At 74.3% G+C, this 17,619-nt stretch carries 17 protein-coding genes; 9 read left to right on the top strand and 8 right to left on the bottom strand.

What is annotated here, in order from left to right; genetic code table 11:
- The first annotated feature begins 167 nt into the window (after positions 1-167).
- On the top strand, positions 168-1,418 hold the full coding sequence (locus ACFVUH_RS16430; protein WP_387913854.1) for a hypothetical protein: 1,251 nt from the start codon (positions 168-170) through the stop codon (positions 1,416-1,418).
- A 40-nt stretch (positions 1,419-1,458) separates the two neighbouring features.
- On the opposite strand, the gene ACFVUH_RS16425 is transcribed toward ACFVUH_RS16430, so the two are convergent.
- The 6 genes from ACFVUH_RS16425 to ACFVUH_RS16400 all read right to left on the bottom strand — a co-directional run bounded on the left by ACFVUH_RS16425 (position 1,459) and on the right by ACFVUH_RS16400 (position 5,997).
- Positions 1,459-1,920, bottom strand: coding sequence for an SUKH-4 family immunity protein (locus tag ACFVUH_RS16425; RefSeq protein WP_387913852.1), 462 nt, complete (start codon positions 1,918-1,920; stop codon positions 1,459-1,461).
- 9 nt (positions 1,921-1,929) lie between these two features.
- Entirely contained in the window at positions 1,930-2,256 is a 327-nt protein-coding gene (locus tag ACFVUH_RS16420) for a cupin domain-containing protein (protein ID WP_387913851.1), read from the bottom strand.
- A 79-nt stretch (positions 2,257-2,335) separates the two neighbouring features.
- On the bottom strand, positions 2,336-3,547 hold the full coding sequence (locus ACFVUH_RS16415) for an MFS transporter (RefSeq protein ID WP_387913850.1): 1,212 nt from the start codon (positions 3,545-3,547) through the stop codon (positions 2,336-2,338).
- A gap of 97 nt (positions 3,548-3,644) precedes the next feature.
- Positions 3,645-3,956 carry a helix-turn-helix transcriptional regulator gene (locus tag ACFVUH_RS16410; protein ID WP_355367812.1) on the bottom strand — a complete coding sequence of 104 codons (312 nt, stop codon included), beginning with the start codon at positions 3,954-3,956 and terminating at the stop codon, positions 3,645-3,647.
- A gap of 77 nt (positions 3,957-4,033) precedes the next feature.
- Positions 4,034-4,705, bottom strand: coding sequence for a response regulator transcription factor (locus ACFVUH_RS16405; RefSeq protein WP_355367815.1), 672 nt, complete (start codon positions 4,703-4,705; stop codon positions 4,034-4,036).
- Positions 4,702-5,997: a sensor histidine kinase gene (locus ACFVUH_RS16400; RefSeq protein WP_387913848.1), complete on the bottom strand. Its 1,296-nt coding sequence runs from the start codon at positions 5,995-5,997 to the stop codon at positions 4,702-4,704. Before ACFVUH_RS16400 ends, ACFVUH_RS16405 begins: the two co-directional genes overlap by 4 nt.
- A gap of 135 nt (positions 5,998-6,132) precedes the next feature.
- On the opposite strand from ACFVUH_RS16400, the gene ACFVUH_RS16395 reads away from it, so the two are divergent.
- From ACFVUH_RS16395 to ACFVUH_RS16385, 3 genes are all read left to right on the top strand, one after another.
- Positions 6,133-7,398 (top strand): alpha/beta hydrolase family protein, encoded by a 1,266-nt coding sequence (locus ACFVUH_RS16395; RefSeq protein ID WP_387913846.1) that lies wholly within the window; start codon positions 6,133-6,135, stop codon positions 7,396-7,398.
- A 240-nt stretch (positions 7,399-7,638) separates the two neighbouring features.
- On the top strand, positions 7,639-8,388 hold the full coding sequence (locus tag ACFVUH_RS16390) for an alpha/beta hydrolase (protein WP_387913845.1): 750 nt from the start codon (positions 7,639-7,641) through the stop codon (positions 8,386-8,388).
- 172 nt (positions 8,389-8,560) lie between these two features.
- A complete protein-coding gene (locus ACFVUH_RS16385; RefSeq protein ID WP_387913843.1) occupies positions 8,561-9,667 on the top strand; it encodes a response regulator transcription factor in 1,107 nt (368 codons plus the stop codon).
- 64 nt (positions 9,668-9,731) lie between these two features.
- Here ACFVUH_RS16385 and ACFVUH_RS16380 read toward each other — a convergent pair whose 3' ends face one another.
- Positions 9,732-10,679 carry an RICIN domain-containing protein gene (locus tag ACFVUH_RS16380; RefSeq protein WP_355367828.1) on the bottom strand — a complete coding sequence of 316 codons (948 nt, stop codon included), beginning with the start codon at positions 10,677-10,679 and terminating at the stop codon, positions 9,732-9,734.
- A gap of 177 nt (positions 10,680-10,856) precedes the next feature.
- On the opposite strand from ACFVUH_RS16380, the gene ACFVUH_RS16375 reads away from it, so the two are divergent.
- On the top strand, positions 10,857-11,750 hold the full coding sequence (locus ACFVUH_RS16375) for a DUF2268 domain-containing protein (protein ID WP_387913841.1): 894 nt from the start codon (positions 10,857-10,859) through the stop codon (positions 11,748-11,750).
- A gap of 199 nt (positions 11,751-11,949) precedes the next feature.
- On the opposite strand, the gene ACFVUH_RS16370 is transcribed toward ACFVUH_RS16375, so the two are convergent.
- Positions 11,950-12,954, bottom strand: coding sequence for a LuxR C-terminal-related transcriptional regulator (locus ACFVUH_RS16370; protein WP_387913840.1), 1,005 nt, complete (start codon positions 12,952-12,954; stop codon positions 11,950-11,952).
- Positions 12,955-13,117: 163 nt separating this feature from the next.
- Between ACFVUH_RS16370 and ACFVUH_RS16365 the strand changes: the two genes are divergently transcribed.
- The 4 genes from ACFVUH_RS16365 (at position 13,118) to ACFVUH_RS16350 (ending at position 17,596) form a co-directional block, all read left to right on the top strand.
- Positions 13,118-13,519, top strand: coding sequence for a hypothetical protein (locus ACFVUH_RS16365; RefSeq protein ID WP_387913838.1), 402 nt, complete (start codon positions 13,118-13,120; stop codon positions 13,517-13,519).
- A 129-nt stretch (positions 13,520-13,648) separates the two neighbouring features.
- The gene (locus tag ACFVUH_RS16360; RefSeq protein ID WP_387913837.1) at positions 13,649-13,831 is read left to right on the top strand and encodes a hypothetical protein; all 183 of its coding nucleotides are present in this window, start codon (positions 13,649-13,651) and stop codon (positions 13,829-13,831) included.
- A 201-nt stretch (positions 13,832-14,032) separates the two neighbouring features.
- Complete coding sequence (locus ACFVUH_RS16355) at positions 14,033-15,994, top strand: hypothetical protein (protein WP_387913836.1); 1,962 nt, start codon at positions 14,033-14,035, stop codon at positions 15,992-15,994.
- A gap of 162 nt (positions 15,995-16,156) precedes the next feature.
- On the top strand, positions 16,157-17,596 hold the full coding sequence (locus ACFVUH_RS16350) for a transglycosylase family protein (protein WP_387913835.1): 1,440 nt from the start codon (positions 16,157-16,159) through the stop codon (positions 17,594-17,596).
- Positions 17,597-17,619 lie beyond the last annotated feature (23 nt).

Here is a 17,619-nt window from a genome sequence, read left to right as displayed (position 1 = left end):
GCGAAGGTGCGGTAGTGGCGCTAGAGTCGCGCCCGTAACGACCGCCGCCCCGACCGCCGGCGGAGCACACGGAGCACCCCGTACCACCGCACGCACCAGCGGCCCGGTCCGCCGCACCGGCGCCGGACCGGGCCGACATGCCGCCGAGCAGACAGGGACCCCGTGCCATGACCGTCCGACCCGGCCGACGAACGGCGACCGCCGTCGCCGCCGCCGCCCTCAGCACCGGAGCACTGCTGGGAGCCGCCCCCGCCGCACCCGCCGCCCCGGCCACCTCCACCGCCTCCACCACCACCCCCGCCATGACCGCGCTGCCGACCGGCGTGCCCGGGAAGTCCTACAGCGACCCCACCGGGGTCAACGGCGCCGGCGTCGTCGTCGGCTACGCCTACGCCTCCGGGCAGGGCGTCGAGGCCAGCGCCGTCCGCTGGGCCGCCGACGGCACCCCCGCCACCCTCCCGCCGCTGCCCGGCGAGAAATTCGCGCAGGCCCTGGGGGTGAACGACGCGAACCTCGCCATCGGCATCTCCTGGCCCACCGGCCGCACTTCCTGGCAGTCGACCGCCGTCCGCTGGGCCGCCGACGGCACGCCCACCGCCCTGCCCCCGCTGCCCGGCGACCTGTACAGCAGGGCGGCGGCGATCAGCGGCAGCGGCATCGTGGTCGGCACGTCCTACACCGGTTCCGCCGGCACCCATGCGGTGGCCTGGCGCCCGGACGGCACCACCGTCACCCTCGCCCCGCTGCCCGGCGACACCGCCAGCGAGGTCACCGGCGTCAACGCCGCCGGCCTCGCCATCGGCCGCTCCTACACCACCGTCGGCTCGTTCCACGGCATCGTCTGGAGCCCGGACGGCACCCCGGTCCGGTTCCAGAGCGGCCCGACCTCCGGCAGCGGCGACTGGCCGGTGGGGATCAACGACGCCGGCACGGTGATCGGCGTCGCCGACCGGCCGCAGGGGATCGGCACCAGCCGCCACGGCCTGGTCCGCTCGCCCGGCGGTGCCCTGCGCGACCTGGGCCCGTACACCTCGCCGACCGCGATCAACGCCTCCGGCACCGTCGTCGGCCAGTACCAGCCGGACCTGGGACAGCTCACCACGCACGCCGCCCGCTGGAGCCCGGACGGCACCCTCACCCCGCTGCCCCGGGAGCCCCTGACCGGCGGCAACTCGGTCGCCGTCGGGATCAACGGCGCCGGCACCGCGATCGGCTACGCCTGGGACGGCATCCCGGCCCGCCAGTACCAGTCGGGCCGGATCTGGGCGCCCGACGGCACCCTCACCAACCTCGCCCCCAACAGCTCCGACAACACCACCCTGTTCGTCAACGACGCCGGTCTGGTCGTCGGCCTCTTCCTGCTCCGCTCGCCGGGCAGCCTCTACCCCTCCCACCTGACGGTGGTCTGGCGCCCCTGACGCCCGGCCGCCCCGCCGCCCGGCCACCCCGCCGGCCGGTTCACACGCTCATGCCGTAGCCGATCTCCTCCGCGGCGACGCACCAGAACGAGTTCTCGTCGGCGACGGCCGCGGCGTCGAGCTCTCCGAACCCCTCCAGCAGCCGTTCGGTGAGCGCCTCGGCCGCCTCCTCCGCCGCCTCCCAGGCGGCATCGTCACCCGCGCCGTCACCCGGGCCGTCGTACGCGGCGGCCTCGGTGGCGGCCGCGTCGTAGGCGCGGGTGAACGCGACGAAGGCCGCGACACCGCTGTTCACCAGATCGCGCCCACCGTCCTCCGGCAGGCACCACAGCGAACCGTCGTCACGCCGGACCGCGAGCGCGCTCAGCCCCGGGTCGACCGCGACCAGGGCGAAGCGGACGCCGTCGACCACGCGTTCCGCGAACGGGGCGTCCTGCCAGGCGCCGGGGTACGGGCAGCCGGCGCGGCCGGCCAGGAGGGAGGCGAGTTCGGCGTCGTCCATGCCGGCAAGCTACCCCGCGCCACCGACATCGCCCTCCCCGGCCGCCTCCACCAGGACCAACGTCCCGGTGCTGCCCGCCCGGACGGCGTGCCGGGCACCCGCCGGCACCCGGTACAGCTCCCCCGGTCCTACCGTCACCCCGGCCCCGTCCACCAGCAGTTCGAGCCGGCCGTCGAGCACCAGCAGCAGCTCGGCGTCCTCGTGCACCTCGACCGGCAGCGGCCGCCCGTCCATCCGCAGCACCTTCACCGCGGCCGTCCCCACCCGCCCGAGCACGGTGGAGTCCCACGGCGTCGGCAGCTCGGACGCCGTCGCGTACAGGTCGAGCGGGTTCATGGCGGCCTCCTCGGCGGCCCCGCCCGCCGGGGAGGCGGACGGGGCTCACGGTGGTGTTCGGAAGGGACGGCTCCGGACGCTACCCGACCACCCGCTCCGGTCGGTCGACCGTTCGGTAAAACCTCTCCGCCGCCTCCGGCCCGGACCCGGTGCCGAGTCGGCGCCGCAGCAGCACGGCGGCCAGCGCCGCCAGCGCGAATCCCGCCCCGACCCACGGGAGTTGGCGCACTCCCGGGCCGGCGACGACGAGTCCGCCGACCGCGGTGCCGAGGGTGATGCCCAGGTTGGAGAAGGAGATGAACAGGCTGTTGCCGAACTCCGGCGCGTCCTTCGCGTCCCGGGCCAGCCAGGTCTGGCTCACCACCAGCCCGCCCGAGTGCACCGCGCCCCAGAGCAGCACCGCGAGCACCATCGGCGCGGGCCACGGACCGACCGCCCGGACCACGGCGTAGACGAGCACGAACAGGACGGGGAAGGCGGTCACCGTCCGGACCGGGTGGCGTTCCAGCAGCCGCCCGAAGACGAGGTTGCCGAGCACCATCACGATCCCGAAGGCCATCAGCAGGGCGCCGACCGTGGACCCGCCGAAGTGCGTGACGCGCTCCAGGTACTCGGCGAAGTAGCCGTAGACGGAGAACATCGCGGCGAACACGGACACCACGGCCGCCAGCGCGAGCCAGAGCCGGGGGCGGCGCAGGATCCCCAGCTGGGTGCCGTAGGAGAGCCGCCGCTCGGCGGGCATCGCCGGGAAGAGCGCCAGGATCCCGATCAGGGCGAGCAGGTTGGCGCCCGCGCCGAACCAGAAGGCCGCCGCGAGGGAGACGTGCTCGGCGAGCGCGGAGGTGACCGGCACGCCGAAGGCGAAGCCGAGCGTCACCCCGGCGAAGACGGTGGTGGCGGCCCGGGTCGCCTTCTCCGGGGGCACCAGCCGGGCGGCGGCGGTGAGCGCCACCGCGAAGAACACCGGGTGGAAGACCGCCGGCACGATCCGGAAGACCAGCATCACCGCGAACCGGTCGGTGAGCGCGTAGACGGCGTTGGACAGGGCGAACACCGCGAGGGCGACCGCCAGGACGGTCTTGCGCCGCACCCCGGAGGCCAGCAGCGTCGCGAACGGGCCGGCGACGGCCACCACCAGCGCGAACACGCCGACCAGCCACCCGGCGGTGGAGGGCGGCACGGAGAGTTCCTCGGAGACCCGGGGCAGGACGCCGACGACGCCCATCTCCGTGGTGATGATCCCGAACACCCCCAGCGAGAGGGTCAGGACGACCGGACCGGTCTTTCCCATGGCAGACCAACCTACAAATCTAGATAGTTAGATGAATTTTGCGGGCAGAAAGCCCGCAGGAGGGCGCAGCGGGGCACGGCGCGGCCTTCTCCGGGCGTCAGAGCTCGTCGCGGACGTACGCCGCGAAGGCGGCGATCGTCTCCTCGTCGCGGCGGTAGAAGGTCCACTTGCCGATCCGCTCCGAGACCAGCAGTCCGGCGTCCCGCAGGATCTGCAGGTAGCCGGAGACCACCGACTGGGCCAGCCCCGAGCGTTCGCGGATGTCCGTCACGCAGACGCCGATGTGGAAGCCGACGCCGCGCTCGCGGTAGTACGCCTCGTCGAAGTAGCGCTCCGGCGTCTTCAGCCAGTGCAGGAACTCCGCCCGCGCGGGGTTCGCGAGCGCCTTGTGAACGGCCAGCGGGTCCACCGTGCACTCCTTTCGCGAGCCCCTCAAGACGCATCCAATATTCTCGATACGAAGAAACCTGTCAACCCGCCCGGCGGTCAGCGGGAGAGGCCCGCGTGGTGGGCGAGGATGGCCAGGCGGACCCGGTCGCGGGCGGCGAGCTTGTGCAGCAGGCGGCCGATGTGGGTCTTGGTGGTGCCCTCGGTGATGTGCAGCCGGGCGGCGATCTCGGGATTGGTGAGGCCGTCGCCGACCAGGGCGAGGACTTCGCGTTCGCGGGCCGTGAGGGCGGCGACGGCCTGGCGGGCCCGGGCCCGCGCCGGGTCCTCGGGGGCGCCGGCCGGCCCGTCGGCGAGCAGTCCGGCGATCAGCCGGCGGGTGACCCGGGGCGCGAGCGCGGCCTCGCCGGCGGCCACCGCCCGGGTGGCGGCGAGCAGTTCGGCCGGCTCGGCGTCCTTGAGCAGGAAGCCGCCGGCGCCGGCGCGCAGCGCACCGCGCACGTACTCGTCCAGTTCGAAGGTGGTGAGGATCAGCACCCGGCTGCCCGACGGCCCGGCGGTGATCCGGCGGGTGGCCTCGATGCCGTCCAGGCCGGGCATCCGGATGTCCATCAGCACGACGTCCGGCCGTTCGCGGTGGGCGAGTTCGACGGCCTGCGCGCCGTCGGCCGCCTCGCCGGCCACCGTGAAGCCGGGGGCGAGGCGCAGGATGCCGGCGAACCCGGCCCGCACCAGGGCCTGGTCGTCGGCGACCACGACACGGATCGTCACGACCCGGCCCCCGTCGCGGCGGCCGGCGGCAGCCCCGCGTCCAGCGGCAGGCCCGCCGTGACGCGGAACCCGCCGGACGGCGTCGGCCCGGCGAGGCACCAACCGCCGTACGGGGCCACCCGTTCGCGCATTCCGGCCAGGCCGCTGCCGCCGGACGGCGCGGCGGCGCGGGCGCGGCCCTCCGCCCGGCCCTCCGCTCGGCCCTCGGCGGGGCCGTCGTCGGTGACCTCCAGCCACAGCTCGCCGTCCCGGTACTCCACCTCCACCCGGGCCGCCGCCGCACCGGAGTGGCGGACCACGTTGGCGAGCGCCTCCTGCACGATCCGGTAGCCGGACAGGCCGACGCCGGGGGCCAGTTCGCGCTCCCGGCCGCGGATCCGCACCCGCACCGCGACGCCCGCCGCGCCGGTGCGCTCCGCCAGCCGCTCCAGGTCCGCCGCCACCAGACCGGGCGCGGGGGCGGACGGCGGCTCGCCCGGCCCGGCGTCCTCGCGCAACACGGCCAGCAGCGCCCGGATCTCGCGCAGCGCCTCCGCGCTCACCGTCCGGATCGCCGCGAGCGCCGCCCCGGCCGCCCCGTCCTGCTGCCCGGACCGCTCCAGCGCGTACCGGCCGTAACCCGCCTGCACGCTCACCACGCCCAGGCTGTGCGCCACCACATCGTGCAACTCCCGTGCCAGCCGCAGCCGTTCCTCCGAGGCCGCGGCGCGTTCCAGGGCCACCGCCCGGGCGGCCAACGCGGCGGTGTGCGCGCGGTGGCGGCGCACCGCGTCCCCCAGCACCCAGCCGGCCGACTGCCCGATCACCGCGAGCAGCACATTGCTGCCCACCTCGGCGGGCGCCGCCAGGGTGACCGCCCAGCCGACGGCCTGCGCGCCGAGCGCCACCCGCGCGGCCCGCCGGTCCCGGGCCGCCGCCGTGTACGCCACCAGCATCCCGACCAGCACCGCCCAGAACCCGACGACCAGCGCGATCGCGGGCTGCCGGCAGGCCACCACCGTTCCCGCCCAGGCGAACAGGGCGAGCCCGCAGGCCCCGACCGGGTCCCGCCGCCGGGCGGCCAGGGCCATGCCGAGCACCACGGTGGCGAGCAGGGCGACGGCCACGGTGGCCGGGCTGTCCGGCGGCGGGTTGCCGCGCCCGTGCGGGTCGAAGTGCCGGGCGGCTTCGAGCACCCGGGCGGCGGTCACGGCCGTGCCGGCCAGCGCGGTCAGCGGGTCGGTCCACACCCGGTGCGCGGGCGTCAGCCGCTTGGTCCACGGGACGGGCGCGACCCGCTCGTCGTTCTCCACCCGGCCAGGCTAGCCACGGGCGGGCGGGCCGGCATCCGACCACGGTCGTATGCCCACGGCCGGACGCGCCGGACGATCCCGGGGCGCCACCGTGGGGGCCGCAGAGACCAGCCCGCCCCTCGGAGGAACAGCCCCATGGCGCACCACCCGTCGCACCACCGTTCACGCCCGGCCGTCGCCGCGCTCACCGTCCTGCTGGCCACCGGCGCGCTGGCCACCACGGCCGTCCCCGCCGCCCGGGCCACCCAGGCCGCCGGGGCCGCCGTCACGCGCACGGGCACCGGTACGGGCGCCACCGTCCCGATCCCGATCACCCTGCCCGCGCCCACCGGCCCGCTGCCCGTCGGCACCACCACGCTCCACCTCGTCGACCCGCAGCGCCCCGACCGCTGGGCCCCCACCCCGCGTCCGCGTGAGCTGATGGCCCAGCTCTGGTACCCGGCCGCCGCCTGCGGAGCGCCCGGACACCGGCTCGCGCCGTGGACGGGGCCGGCCGAGCAGGCCCACCTGGAGTCCGACTACCTCGGCGCCGCCCCCGGCCGGCTCGCCTGGCCGGTCACCCACTCCCGCGAGAACGCGCCCGCCGACCGCACCACCCGCCACCCGGTGGTCCTCTACTCCCCCGGCTCGCGCTCCGACCGCTCCTTCGGCACCCTCGCCGCCGAGGACCTCGCCTCCCGCGGTTATGTGGTGGTCTCGCTCGACCACACCTTCGACGCCGGTGAAGTCGCCTTCCCGGACGGCCGGCTGGAGGTCCGCAACAAGCCGGCCGTGTTCGCCATGACCGACGAGGAGATCGTCGCCTACCGCACCGCCGACACCCGCTTCGTCCTCGACCGCCTCACCGACCTCGCCGCCGGCACCAACCCCGACGCCGAGCAGCGCCCCCTCCCGCCGGGCCTCGGCGCGGCCCTGGACCTGGGCGCCGTCGGCGTGGCCGGGCACTCGATGGGCGGCGCCACCGCCGTCCAGACCCTGCACGACGACCCGCGCGTGCTCGCCGGGGCCTCCCTGGACGGGCCGGTCTTCGGCACCGTCGCCACCGACGGCCTGGACCGCCCGCTGCTCCTGTTCGGCGCCGCGGACGACCGGCCGACCCGCGACGCCATGTGGGACTCGCTCTGGCCGCGCCTCACCTCCTGGCGCCGCCAGCTCCTGATGGACGGCTCCGGGCACGGCAGCTTCGCCGACCTGGAGGTGCTGTTCTCCGCCGCCCGCTCCGCCATGTCCTGGACCGACGAGGAGGTCGACCACCTCATCGGCACGGTCCCGCCGCTGCGCGCCGTCGCGGCCCAACGCGCCTATCTGGCCGCCTTCTTCGACCTCCACCTCCGCCACCGGCCGACGCCGCTGTTCACCGTCCCGTCCCCCGCGAACCCGGAGGTCCACCTGGTCCGCTGACGGCGGCGGCCGGGGCGGCGTCCCGGGTGGCCGGGGCGGCGTCCGGCCGGCAGGACAGGATTGGACGAGGCGGGGCCCGGGCTTGTAGCTTTCCGCTGACGACCGTGACGCCGCCCGAGGAGGTGAGACCCATGAACGCAGGACAGACGTGGGTGCTCCCCCTTTCCGTCACGGCCGGCGACTGACGCAGGTGTCGCCGGGAGCGCCTCGACATCAGGCACTCCCGAAAGGCAACACCCCGTGAACTCTCTGAACTTCACCGCCGAGTCCTCGTCGAACGGCATGGTCGAGCGCGATTTCACCGTGGGCGGTGTCCCCGGCGTCCTCTGGTCGCCGGCCTCCGGCACGGCCGAGCGCGCGCCCCTGGTCCTGATGGGCCACGGCGGCGGCGCCCACAAGAAGCACCCCGCGATGACGGGCCGGGCTACGCTCCTCGTGCACGGCTTCGGCTTCCACGTCGCCGTCCTCGACGCGCCCGGTCACGGCGACCGCCCGCGCGGCGCGGACGACGAGCGCGACATCGCCGCCCTGCGCAAGGCCCAGGCGGCGGGCGAGCCGGTGGGCCCGATCGTCGTCCCGTACAACGCCCGCCTGGCCGAGTCGGCGGTGGGCGAGTGGCGGGCGGCCCTGGACGCCCTCCAGGAGCTGCCGGAGATCGGCGCCGACGGGCCGGTGGGCTACTTCGGCATCGCCCTGGGCACCGCGCTCGGGATTCCGCTGGTGGCGGCCGAGCCGAGGATCAGGGCGGCCGTCTTCGGTCTGCACTGGCCCGACGCCCTGACCGAGTACGCGCGGCGGATCACCGTCCCGGTCGAGTTCGCCCTCCAGTGGGACGACGAGCTCATCCCGCGCGAGGACAGCCTCGCCCTGTTCGACGCCTTCGCCTCGCAGGAGAAGACCCTGCACGCCAACGCGGGCAAGCACTTCGACTTCCCGAGGTTCGAGGCCGACAGCGCCGCCAGGTTCCTGGCCCGCCACCTCGGCCACTGAGTCGAGCGATCCCCCGCCGCCACGCACCCTCCGGCGGCGGGGGATGAGCAGCCGCTCGCCGAGAACGCCGCCCACCGACCAGGTGGCGGGGCCGTCCCGGACGCCGTCCCGGACGCCGTCGCGGCGGCGACGGCGTCGCGGGCACCGCCGGGGCTTCCGTAGGATCTCGTGCGTGGCCAATCGACGTGACATCGAGCGCGACGTCCTGGGCGCCATCGCGGAGTTGTCGGCGTGCGGGCTGTCGACGGGCGAGCTCTTCCGCGGCCTCCACACCCTGCTGGCGGGCCCGCTCGGCTTCGACGGCGGCTGCTGGCACGGCACCGACCCGGTCACCGGCTTCCCCACCTCCACCGTCGCCGACGGGCTCGACCCCAGCCGGTTCGAACAGGCCGTGCACCTGGAGATGTTCAGCGAGGACAGCACCAACTTCACCGCCATCCGCGCCGCCGGACACCGGGTGCAGACCCTCGACCGCGCCACCGGCGGCCACCGCGAGACCAGCATCCGCTACCGGGAGTTGCTCCGGTCCTGCGGCTACGGGGACGAACTGCGCATCAACTTCGACCTCGGCGGCGGCCGCTGGGCCAGCGCCGCCTTCATGCGCGGACACGGACGCGGCCGCTACGGCCCGGCCGAACTGCGGCTGGCCGAACGCATCACCACCCCCATCGGCGCCGCCCTGCGCACCGCCCACCTGGTGACGCTGCGCCGGGCCCGCACCGACGGGCCGGTGCAGGCCGGCCACCCGCCGGCCGTCGCGATCCTGGACGGGCAGGGGCGACTGCGCTCGGCCGACGCGGGAGCCCGCGAGCTGATCCGGCGGATGGCCGAACCCATCTCCCACGCCTGCGCCGTGCCCACCGGCTTCCTCACCGTCGCCTGCCAGGCCGCACGCAACGCCGGCACCTCGGAGGTGCGGGTGTGCACCCCGGACGGCCAGTGGTTCGCGCTGTACGCGTCGCCGCTGGACGGCGGGGGCGGCCGGGGTGGCAGGGGCGGCGAGGTCGCCGTCCTCATCTCCCCCGCTTCGCCCCTGCACCGCCTGCCGGTGGCGATCCTCGCCCACGGCCTGTCCCCGCGCGAGCGCCAGGTCGCCCTGCACGCGGTGCGCGGCAGCAGTACCAAGGACATCGCCACGCTGCTCCACCTGACGGTGCCCACGGTCCAGCAGCACGTCACGGCCATCCTCGACAAGACGGGCGTGCGCAACCGGCGCGAACTCGTCGCCCTCCTGACGGCCGATCACCTGCCGACGCTCGGCCTGCCTCCGCGGACGTAGCGGGGATTCCCGCAACGAGCGGCCGGCCGGTCCGAGGACCGGCCGGCCGCCGGAGACGGGCCGTTCAGTCCCAGGGGTTCGCGGGCTGGCCGCTGATCGCGGTCCAGAACCGGGTGCCCGTGGGCAGTGTGCCGTTGGCCCACAGGCCCCAGCCGTGGCCGTCGTGGAACTCCGCCATCCGCCAGCCGCCGCCGAAGCTGCCGGCACACTTCGCGTCGGCGACCGCGAGGCTCGGGAGCTGCCAGCCGGCCAGCCCGGTGGTCGCCTTCACCTCACCGCCCGCCCAGGCGTGGAACCCGCTGGTGGGTATCCCGTTGGGGGCCGAGCGTCCGTCCTGGCGGATGCACAGCACCGGCAGCACCGCGTTGGCGGGGTGGTCGCCCTGGTACGGGTTGCTGTGGCTCAGGTCGTCGAACCCGACGTGCACCAGGTTGTCGGCACGCTGCTCCAGGGTGGTCCAGGTCATGCCGGCATGCCCGCCCGGGGCACCCCAGACCGTCTCGTAGGTGGTGCGGTCGATGTCCCACTGCTGGAGGGCGGAGCCGCCCTGGGCGCAGACGTTCGCGATGAGCGTCCAGCCGCCGTAGCGCTTGCCGACGTTGTCCAGGCACCAGCCGGTGTCCGGGTTCCTGATCTTCATCCCGACCAGGCCGTAGAGCGCCGGCGAGGGTTCGTAACGGGTGATCGAGAACAGCTGCTTGGCGTCCCACGGCGCGCAGGACTTGACGGTCGGCTTCACCTCGGTGAAGGACAGGCAGCCGTGGCCGCGGGACTCCGCGAGCATGAACTGGTCGGGCCCGAGCCGGTTGATCACCCACATGCCGGGGTTGTCCGACGGGGCGCAGGGGTGCATGTCCTGGCCATTGACCGCGCCGTCCGGACAGCGCTGGGAGGCCTGGTTGAGCAGCACGGTCGCCGGGCCGTCCGCCGAAGCGGCGGTCGGCAACAGCCCCAGACCCGCCAGTGCCAGCGCGAGCGCCAACAGGACACGTCTGACTGAGGTGAAACGCACGAAGCACTCCATGGTTGATCGACTGGTGCGGGAAGAGGAGCGGGCCGGCCCGATCGGCCCCCAGTTTGTCCGTGTCCGGTCGACATCCGGTATCCGAGTTTTCTAGGAGGGCCCGCCCCCGCGCTCCCACCGAGCCTGTTGACCCTCACGCGACGGGAGGATCTAGCGTCCGGGGTCATGAAGATCATCGTTCATGACACGGCGAGCGGGATGCTCGCGATGTTCCGGCGTCCGGTGGCCGAACGCAGGGACGCCCTGAGGGAGTTGTACCGTCCGCTGGAGGGCGCGATGAGCGCGGTGATGGGCGAGGTCGACCTGGTCGCGATGCACGAGCGCCTGGGCGGCGGCTGCCGGCTCGACCGGGAGGACGACCGGTACCTGCCCGCCGTGCGGCGGATGCGCGAGGCGGGCGTCTGGCAGCGGGTCGAGGAGACGCTCGCCGCCGCGTGGGAGCGGATCGACGGCGCGGTGCCCGGCGTCGCGCACGCCGACACCGTGCACGTCGTCCTGGTGCTCGGCGACCCCGACGACGAGCACCTGACCGTTCGCAGCAGCGGCTACCTCGGCATGGGCGGGATCCCGGGCGCGATCCAGCTGGTCATGTGGCCCACCGAGACCGCCCTGGCCAGGATCGGCTACGCGGCGGCCCACGAGCTCCACCACAACGTGCGCTACGCCAACGTGGCCTGGAACCCGATGACCGTCACCGTCGGCGAGCAGGTCGTCGCCGAGGGGCTGGCCGAGGCCTTCGTCCGGGAACTGGCCGGCGAGCGGGCCATGGGCCCGTGGGCCACGACGCTGACCGGCGAGGAGCTGGAACGCGCCTACCGGAAGGTCACCGCCGGGATCGACGTCGCCGGGATGGCGAACCTGCCCCCGTACGTGCACGGCGACGCGACGGCGCGGATCCTGGGCTGCGAGCCGGTCGGGCTGCCGGACTTCGCCGGGTACGCGGCCGGGCTGCGGATCGCGGACGCCCATCTGGCCGCCACCGGGCTGACCGCCGCCGCGAGCGTCGCGCTGCCCGCGCGGGAGGTCCTCACCAACGCGGGCGTGCCGACGACCCTCTGACCGGAGCGCCCTCCGGAGCGGGCGCGCTCAGGGCCTGCGCCCCGGGCGTTCCCCGATGCGGAGTGGGAAGTCGGCGCTTCCGACTTCCCATTCCGGGGGCGACGAGGCGGTGTGGCGGTCGAGGTGGGACGGAGCCGCACGCCGTCGTCCTCCCGGAGGGGCACTGTCCCGCGCCTCGGCCAACAGGAGGCCGACCACGTCACCGGACTTGTGAGGGAAGCCAGCCGCTCTGCACCGCCCGCACCCCGAACTCGAAGCGGCTGCGCGCGCCCAGCCGCTCCATCAGCTCCGTCGCCACCCGTCGCGCGGTGCGCGGCGAGACACCCAGCCGCTTGGCGATCGCCTCGTCCGTGAGCCCGTGCGCCAGCAGCCGCACCACCGTCGCCTCCTGCGTGCTGAGCCCACCCTCCTCCGGCGCCGCCGGCGAGGCGGCGCCCAGCGGCCGGGCCTGCGTCCACACGTGCTCGAACAGCGCACACAGCGCCATCAACGTGCCGTCCCCGCTCAGCACCACCGCACCCGCCCGGGTGTCGTCACCCCGCACCGGGATCAGCGCGGTCGCCCGGTCGAAGATGATCATCCTGGTCGGCAGCTCCGGCACCGTGCGCACCTCCCCGCCCAGCTGCGCCAGCCAATCCACGTACGACACCGTCGGCTGGCTGTTGCGCACACTGTCCTGGTAGACCGTGCGCATCCGCACCCCCCGGCCCAGCAGCGCCTCGTCGTGCGGACGCGAGGCGGCGATGCTCTCCGGGCTGTGCCCGCCACCGGGCGCGAAGGTCATGATCTCGGCCGTCAGGCCGCGTGCCAGCGCGGCGATCCGGTCCCGGATCCGATCGAGCCCGACCAACTGCTCGACCCCCGCGTTCGCGCTGTCCGGCCGCAGGTCCGCGAACTCCGCGATCAGCTGCGCCGCCGCGGCCCTGGACGCCTCGACCCGCTGCTGCTGGGCGGCCAGTTCGGCCTGCTGGCGGGCCATCAGCAGTTCCATGCCGACCTCCGGCGACACCGCGCACAGCTCGCCGGCCCGCTCGTAGGACGGACGGATCAGCGCCAGCGTGCTCAGCAGGTCCAGGCACCGCCGGATCTCCCCCTCGTCCTGGCCGAGCCGCTCGGCCAGCGCCCGCACCCCGTCACAGGGATGCGCGAGCATGCTGCGGTAAACGGCTTCCGAGACGGCATCAAGCCCCAGTGCAGTGAGCAACGCCCGTTCCCCCGGTGTCACATCGATTGATGATTCGCATGCGATCATCTCACGCGGGCGTTCGAATCGACCAGGGGAATCGGCCTGGACACTTTGGGCAGAGGCCGCAAACGGCCACCCCGGGCGCCTATGCCGGACGGCGACGGTTCGACAAAGTCCCCCCATGTACCTCATTCACGCCCGGATCCAGCCACCCGGCCCCGCCCCGGGGCCGGACGCCGTGATCGGGCCCGGTACCGCCCGGACACTGCTGGCCGCGGCCCTGCCGCAGGAGCGCATCGAACACGTCGTGGTGCACCGGTCCGACGGCGACGACGGCCTCGACGGCGTCGTCCTGGGTGTCTTCCTGCTCGCCGAACGCCTGGAGGACGCCGAGTGCACCGTCGCCGCGTTCTGCCGCCGTACGGCCGAGGCGCTGCCCGTGCTGCGCGGCTGGACGCTGTCCTCCGTCAACGCCCCGCTCGTCGCCCCGTTCTACGAGCGGCTGCTGGACGGAAACGGCCCGGCTGGACGAATCCGTCCACTGCCGTTTTCGTCCAGCGAGAACCCCTTCCACCCGTTCTGAGCTGCGGCGAAGCTATTGATCAGCAGCCGGGCCCACCGCCCGGGAAGCCACCGGACAGGCGTCAACCGCGGGACGCGAAGCCGGTGGTGCCATGCACGTTCGTCACCACTGCCGAGAGGTTCCGTCACCATGTTCCGCACCCCGCTCACCAAGGCCGCCGCGGTCGCCGCTCTCGCCCTCACCGCCGTCCTGCCGCTGGCCGGCCAGGCCTCCGCCAACACCATCTGGGACACCCCCGCCACCGCGGTCACGGCCAACACCATCTGGGACGCGCCCGTCGCCGTCGTGCCGGCGAACACCATCTGGGACTGACGCCCGGCCCACAACGCCGCCCCACGGCCACGGCGGACACCCGCCCGGCCGCCGGCCGCGCACGACCGCTGCTCCTGCAGGGCAGCCGTCCGGCGCCCGGCCCACGCACCACGCAGCACCCTCCTCGCCCTCCGCGCCGTCCGCGGCCACCGCCGCCGCGCGAGAGCCCGTCTCCTTCACCCCGTCAGGAGTGCCACGACCATGCCTTCCTCCGCACCCTCCACCCTGTCCAAGCTCACCCGCATCGCCCTCGCCGCCTCCATCGCCGCGTCCGGCGCGGTCGCCGTCACGGCCTTCACCACCACCACGGCCCACGCCGCCACCACCTCCACCGTCGGTGGCCAGATCAGCCGCTCCGAGGTCATCTCCCGCGCCCAGTACTGGTTCAACCAGGCCCAGAACCCCGCGCTGTCCTACAGCTGGTACGCGAGTTTCCCCGACTCCAGCGGCCGCTACTACCGCAAGGACTGCTCGGGCTACGTCTCCATGGCCTGGCACCTGGGCTACAGCGCCGACACCCGCGCCATCGAGGATTCCGAGACCTACGAGATCCCGCGCAGCGAGCTGCGGGCGGGTGACGTCCTCAACAGCTACCGGGACCACGTCCTGCTCTTCGAGAAGTGGGACGACGCCGCGCACACCAGGTTCTCCTACTACGCCTTCGGCTCGACCCCGGTGAAGCACGCCACGAACAAGTCGATCAACGATGCGCAGTTCGACAGCCACCCCAACTCGGACTACAAGGCCCTGCGCTACAAGCACATCGTCGAGGACGTCACCACCGCCCCGTCCGCGCTGCCCGCCGGCACCCTCGTCAAGTCGCCCAACGGGTCCACGGTCAAGGTCATCATCAACGGCGCCGGCGTCCCGGTGACCGGCGCCGACGTCGCCGCCGACGGCTACGACCTCTCCAAGGTGGTCACGGTCGACGACGGCGCGTTCAACGCCCTGCCCACCGTCCCGCCGCCGGGCACCGTCGTCCACGACCAGGGCGGCGGCAACTCCCGCTACGTCGTCATCGGCAACGCCGCGCTGACCATCTCCGGCAGCGACTGGACCGCCGACGGCTACGACAAGCGCCCCGACCTGGGCGTGCCCACCTCCTGGCTGCAGGGCGCCGTCGCCAGCACCCCCTCCACCGGCCTGGTGGTGATGGACCAGTCCGGCGCCGACAACAGCCGCTACGTCATCATCAACGGTTCCGCCGTCCCCATCGGCGCCCCCGAGTGGACCGCCGACGGCTACGACAAGCAGACCCTCATGGGCGTGCCGACCGACTGGCTGAGGAACGCCGCGGCCCGCCAGCTGGCGCCCGGCACCGTCGTCATGAACCAGTCCGGCACCGACAACAGCCGCTACGTCATGGTCGACGGCGCCGCCCTGCCGATCTCCGCCGCCGAATGGCAGAACACCGACTACAGCCTCCGGCCGCTCATGGGCGTGCCCGGCACCTGGCTCAACACCGCCGCCACCAAGAGCCCCTCCTCCGGCACCGTCGTGATGGACCAGACCGGCACCGACAACAGCCGCTACGTCATGATCAACGGCACCGCCGTCCCGATCAACGCCACCGAGTGGACCGCCGACGGCTACAACACCCGGCCCCTGTTGGGCGTGCCCGGCGCCTGGCTCAACACCGCCGCCCACAAGCCCGTCCCGGACGGCACCCTGATCAAGGGCCAGGCCGGCGCCGACTCCAGCGTCTACGTCATGGTCAACGGCTCCGCGCTGCCCCTGACCGGCACCGAGTACGCCACCACCTACGGCAACCGGTCCGTCCTGGGCGTCCCGGAGGCGTGGCAGGCCGCCCAGGCCGCCCGCCCGCTGGCCAACGGCACCGTGATCAAGAACGCCGACAACACCGACTCCAGCATCTACGTGATGGCCGGCGGCAAGGCCGTCCCGCTCACCCCCGCCGATTTCACCGGCTACGGCTACGACCAGGCTCCGCTGCGTGCCGTTCCCGGCACCTGGGAGCAGCAGGCCGCCGCCAAGAGCGCCCCGAGCAACGGCACCCTGCTGCAGTCGTCCGACAGCACCACCGTCTGGCAGGTCGTGGCCGGCGGCAGCAAGAAGGCCGCCGCCCCCGGTTCCTACAACCCCGCCGACGTGGTGAAGGTCCCGACCGCGCTCACCGCCGGGCTCCCCACCGTCACCGCCTGACCCACCCCGCTCCGCCGCGCCCGGGGCAGCCCGGCCACCACCGGCCGGGCTGCCCCGCCGCCCGCCGGCCGCTCCTGCCGCTTGTACCGCTCGCACCGCCGTTCACCACGCCGCCCGCCGCCCGCCGTGCCCTGCGCACACCCCGAAGGGGAGCCCGCCACCATGGCCGCCATCCGCAAGAAGCCCGCGCTCACCGCCGCCACCGTCCTGCTCGCCGCCCTCGCCGCCCCCGTCGCCCTCGGCACCGGCCAGGCCTCCGCCGCCTCGGTCGCCACCTGGGACAAGGTCGCCCAGTGCGAGAGCACCGGCAACTGGAGCGCCATCAACCCCGTCGGCCCGTACTACGGCGGACTCCAGTTCTCCCAGAGCACCTGGCTCTACTTCGGCGGCGCCCGCTACGCCCCCTACGCCCACCAGGCCACCAAGCAGCAGCAGATCCTCATCGCCGAGAAGGTCCTCGCCGTCCAGGGTCCCGGCGCCTGGCCGCACTGCAGCCCGGGCACCGGCCTGGCCACCGACCACGCCGACCCCTACCCGGCCGGCACCGGCTACCCCGACCCGGCCACCCTGGCCGCCGGCACCCTGGTCAAGTCGCCCAACGGACCGACCGTCAAGGTCCTGGTCAGCGGCGCCGGCCTGCCGGTGACCGGCTCCGACGTCGCCGCCGACGGCTACGACCTGAACAAGGTCGTCCTGGTCGACGACGCCCGCTTCAACGCCCTTCCCACCAACCCGCCGGAGGGCACCGTCGTCCACGACCAGGGCAGCGGCAACTCCCGCTACGTCGTCGTCGCCGGGGTCGCCCTGCCCGTCTCCGGCGCCGACTGGACGGCCGCCGGCTACGACAAGCGCCCCGACATGGGCGTGCCGAGCAGCTTCCTCGCCTCCGCAGTCGCCGCCACCCTCCCCACCGGCCTGGTGATCCACGACCAGGCGGGCGGCACCGCCCGGTACGTCGTCGTCCGCGGCGCCGCCCTGCCCATCTCCGGCGGCGAGTGGACCGCCGACGGCTACAACACCCGCGCCGACATGGGCGTTCCCGGCGCCTTCCTCGCCTCCGCGGTCGCCACCACCGTGCCCACCGGCACCGTCCTCGCCGGCCAGTCCCTCGGCGACCCGAGCCGCTACGTGATGATCAACGGCAGTGCGCTGCCCATCTCCGCCGACGAGTGGACCGCCAACGGCTACAGCACCCAGCCCCTGCTGGGCGCGCCCGAGACCTGGCTGGCCGGCGCCGCCGCCAAGCCCCTCGCGAACGGCACCGTCGTCAAGAACGTCAACAACGCCGACCCCAGCGTCTACGTGATGGCCGGCGGTCAGGCCGTCCCGCTCACCCCCGCCGACTACACCGCGTTCGGCTACGACCAGCGCCCCCTGATGGGCGTGCCCGGCGCCTGGATGGCCGGCGCGGCTGCCAGGACCGCTCCGGCCGACGGCACCCTGCTCGTGTCGCCGGACAGCACCACCGTCTGGCAGGTCGTGGCCGGCGGCGGCAAGAAGGCCCTCACCGAGGCCGACTTCGGCCCGGGCAAGCTCAGCTTCTCCGACGTGGTCCGGGTGCCCACCGCCCTGACGGCCAAGCTCCCCACCGTCACGTCCTGACCCCTCGTCCCACAGCGCCCCGG

It is taken from the genome of Kitasatospora sp. NPDC058032 (assembly GCF_042885845.1).
Classification (GTDB): Bacteria; Actinomycetota; Actinomycetes; order Streptomycetales; family Streptomycetaceae; genus Kitasatospora.
The sequence above is the reverse complement of the archived record's forward strand: the minus strand, read 5'-3'. Positions and strand labels throughout refer to the sequence as shown.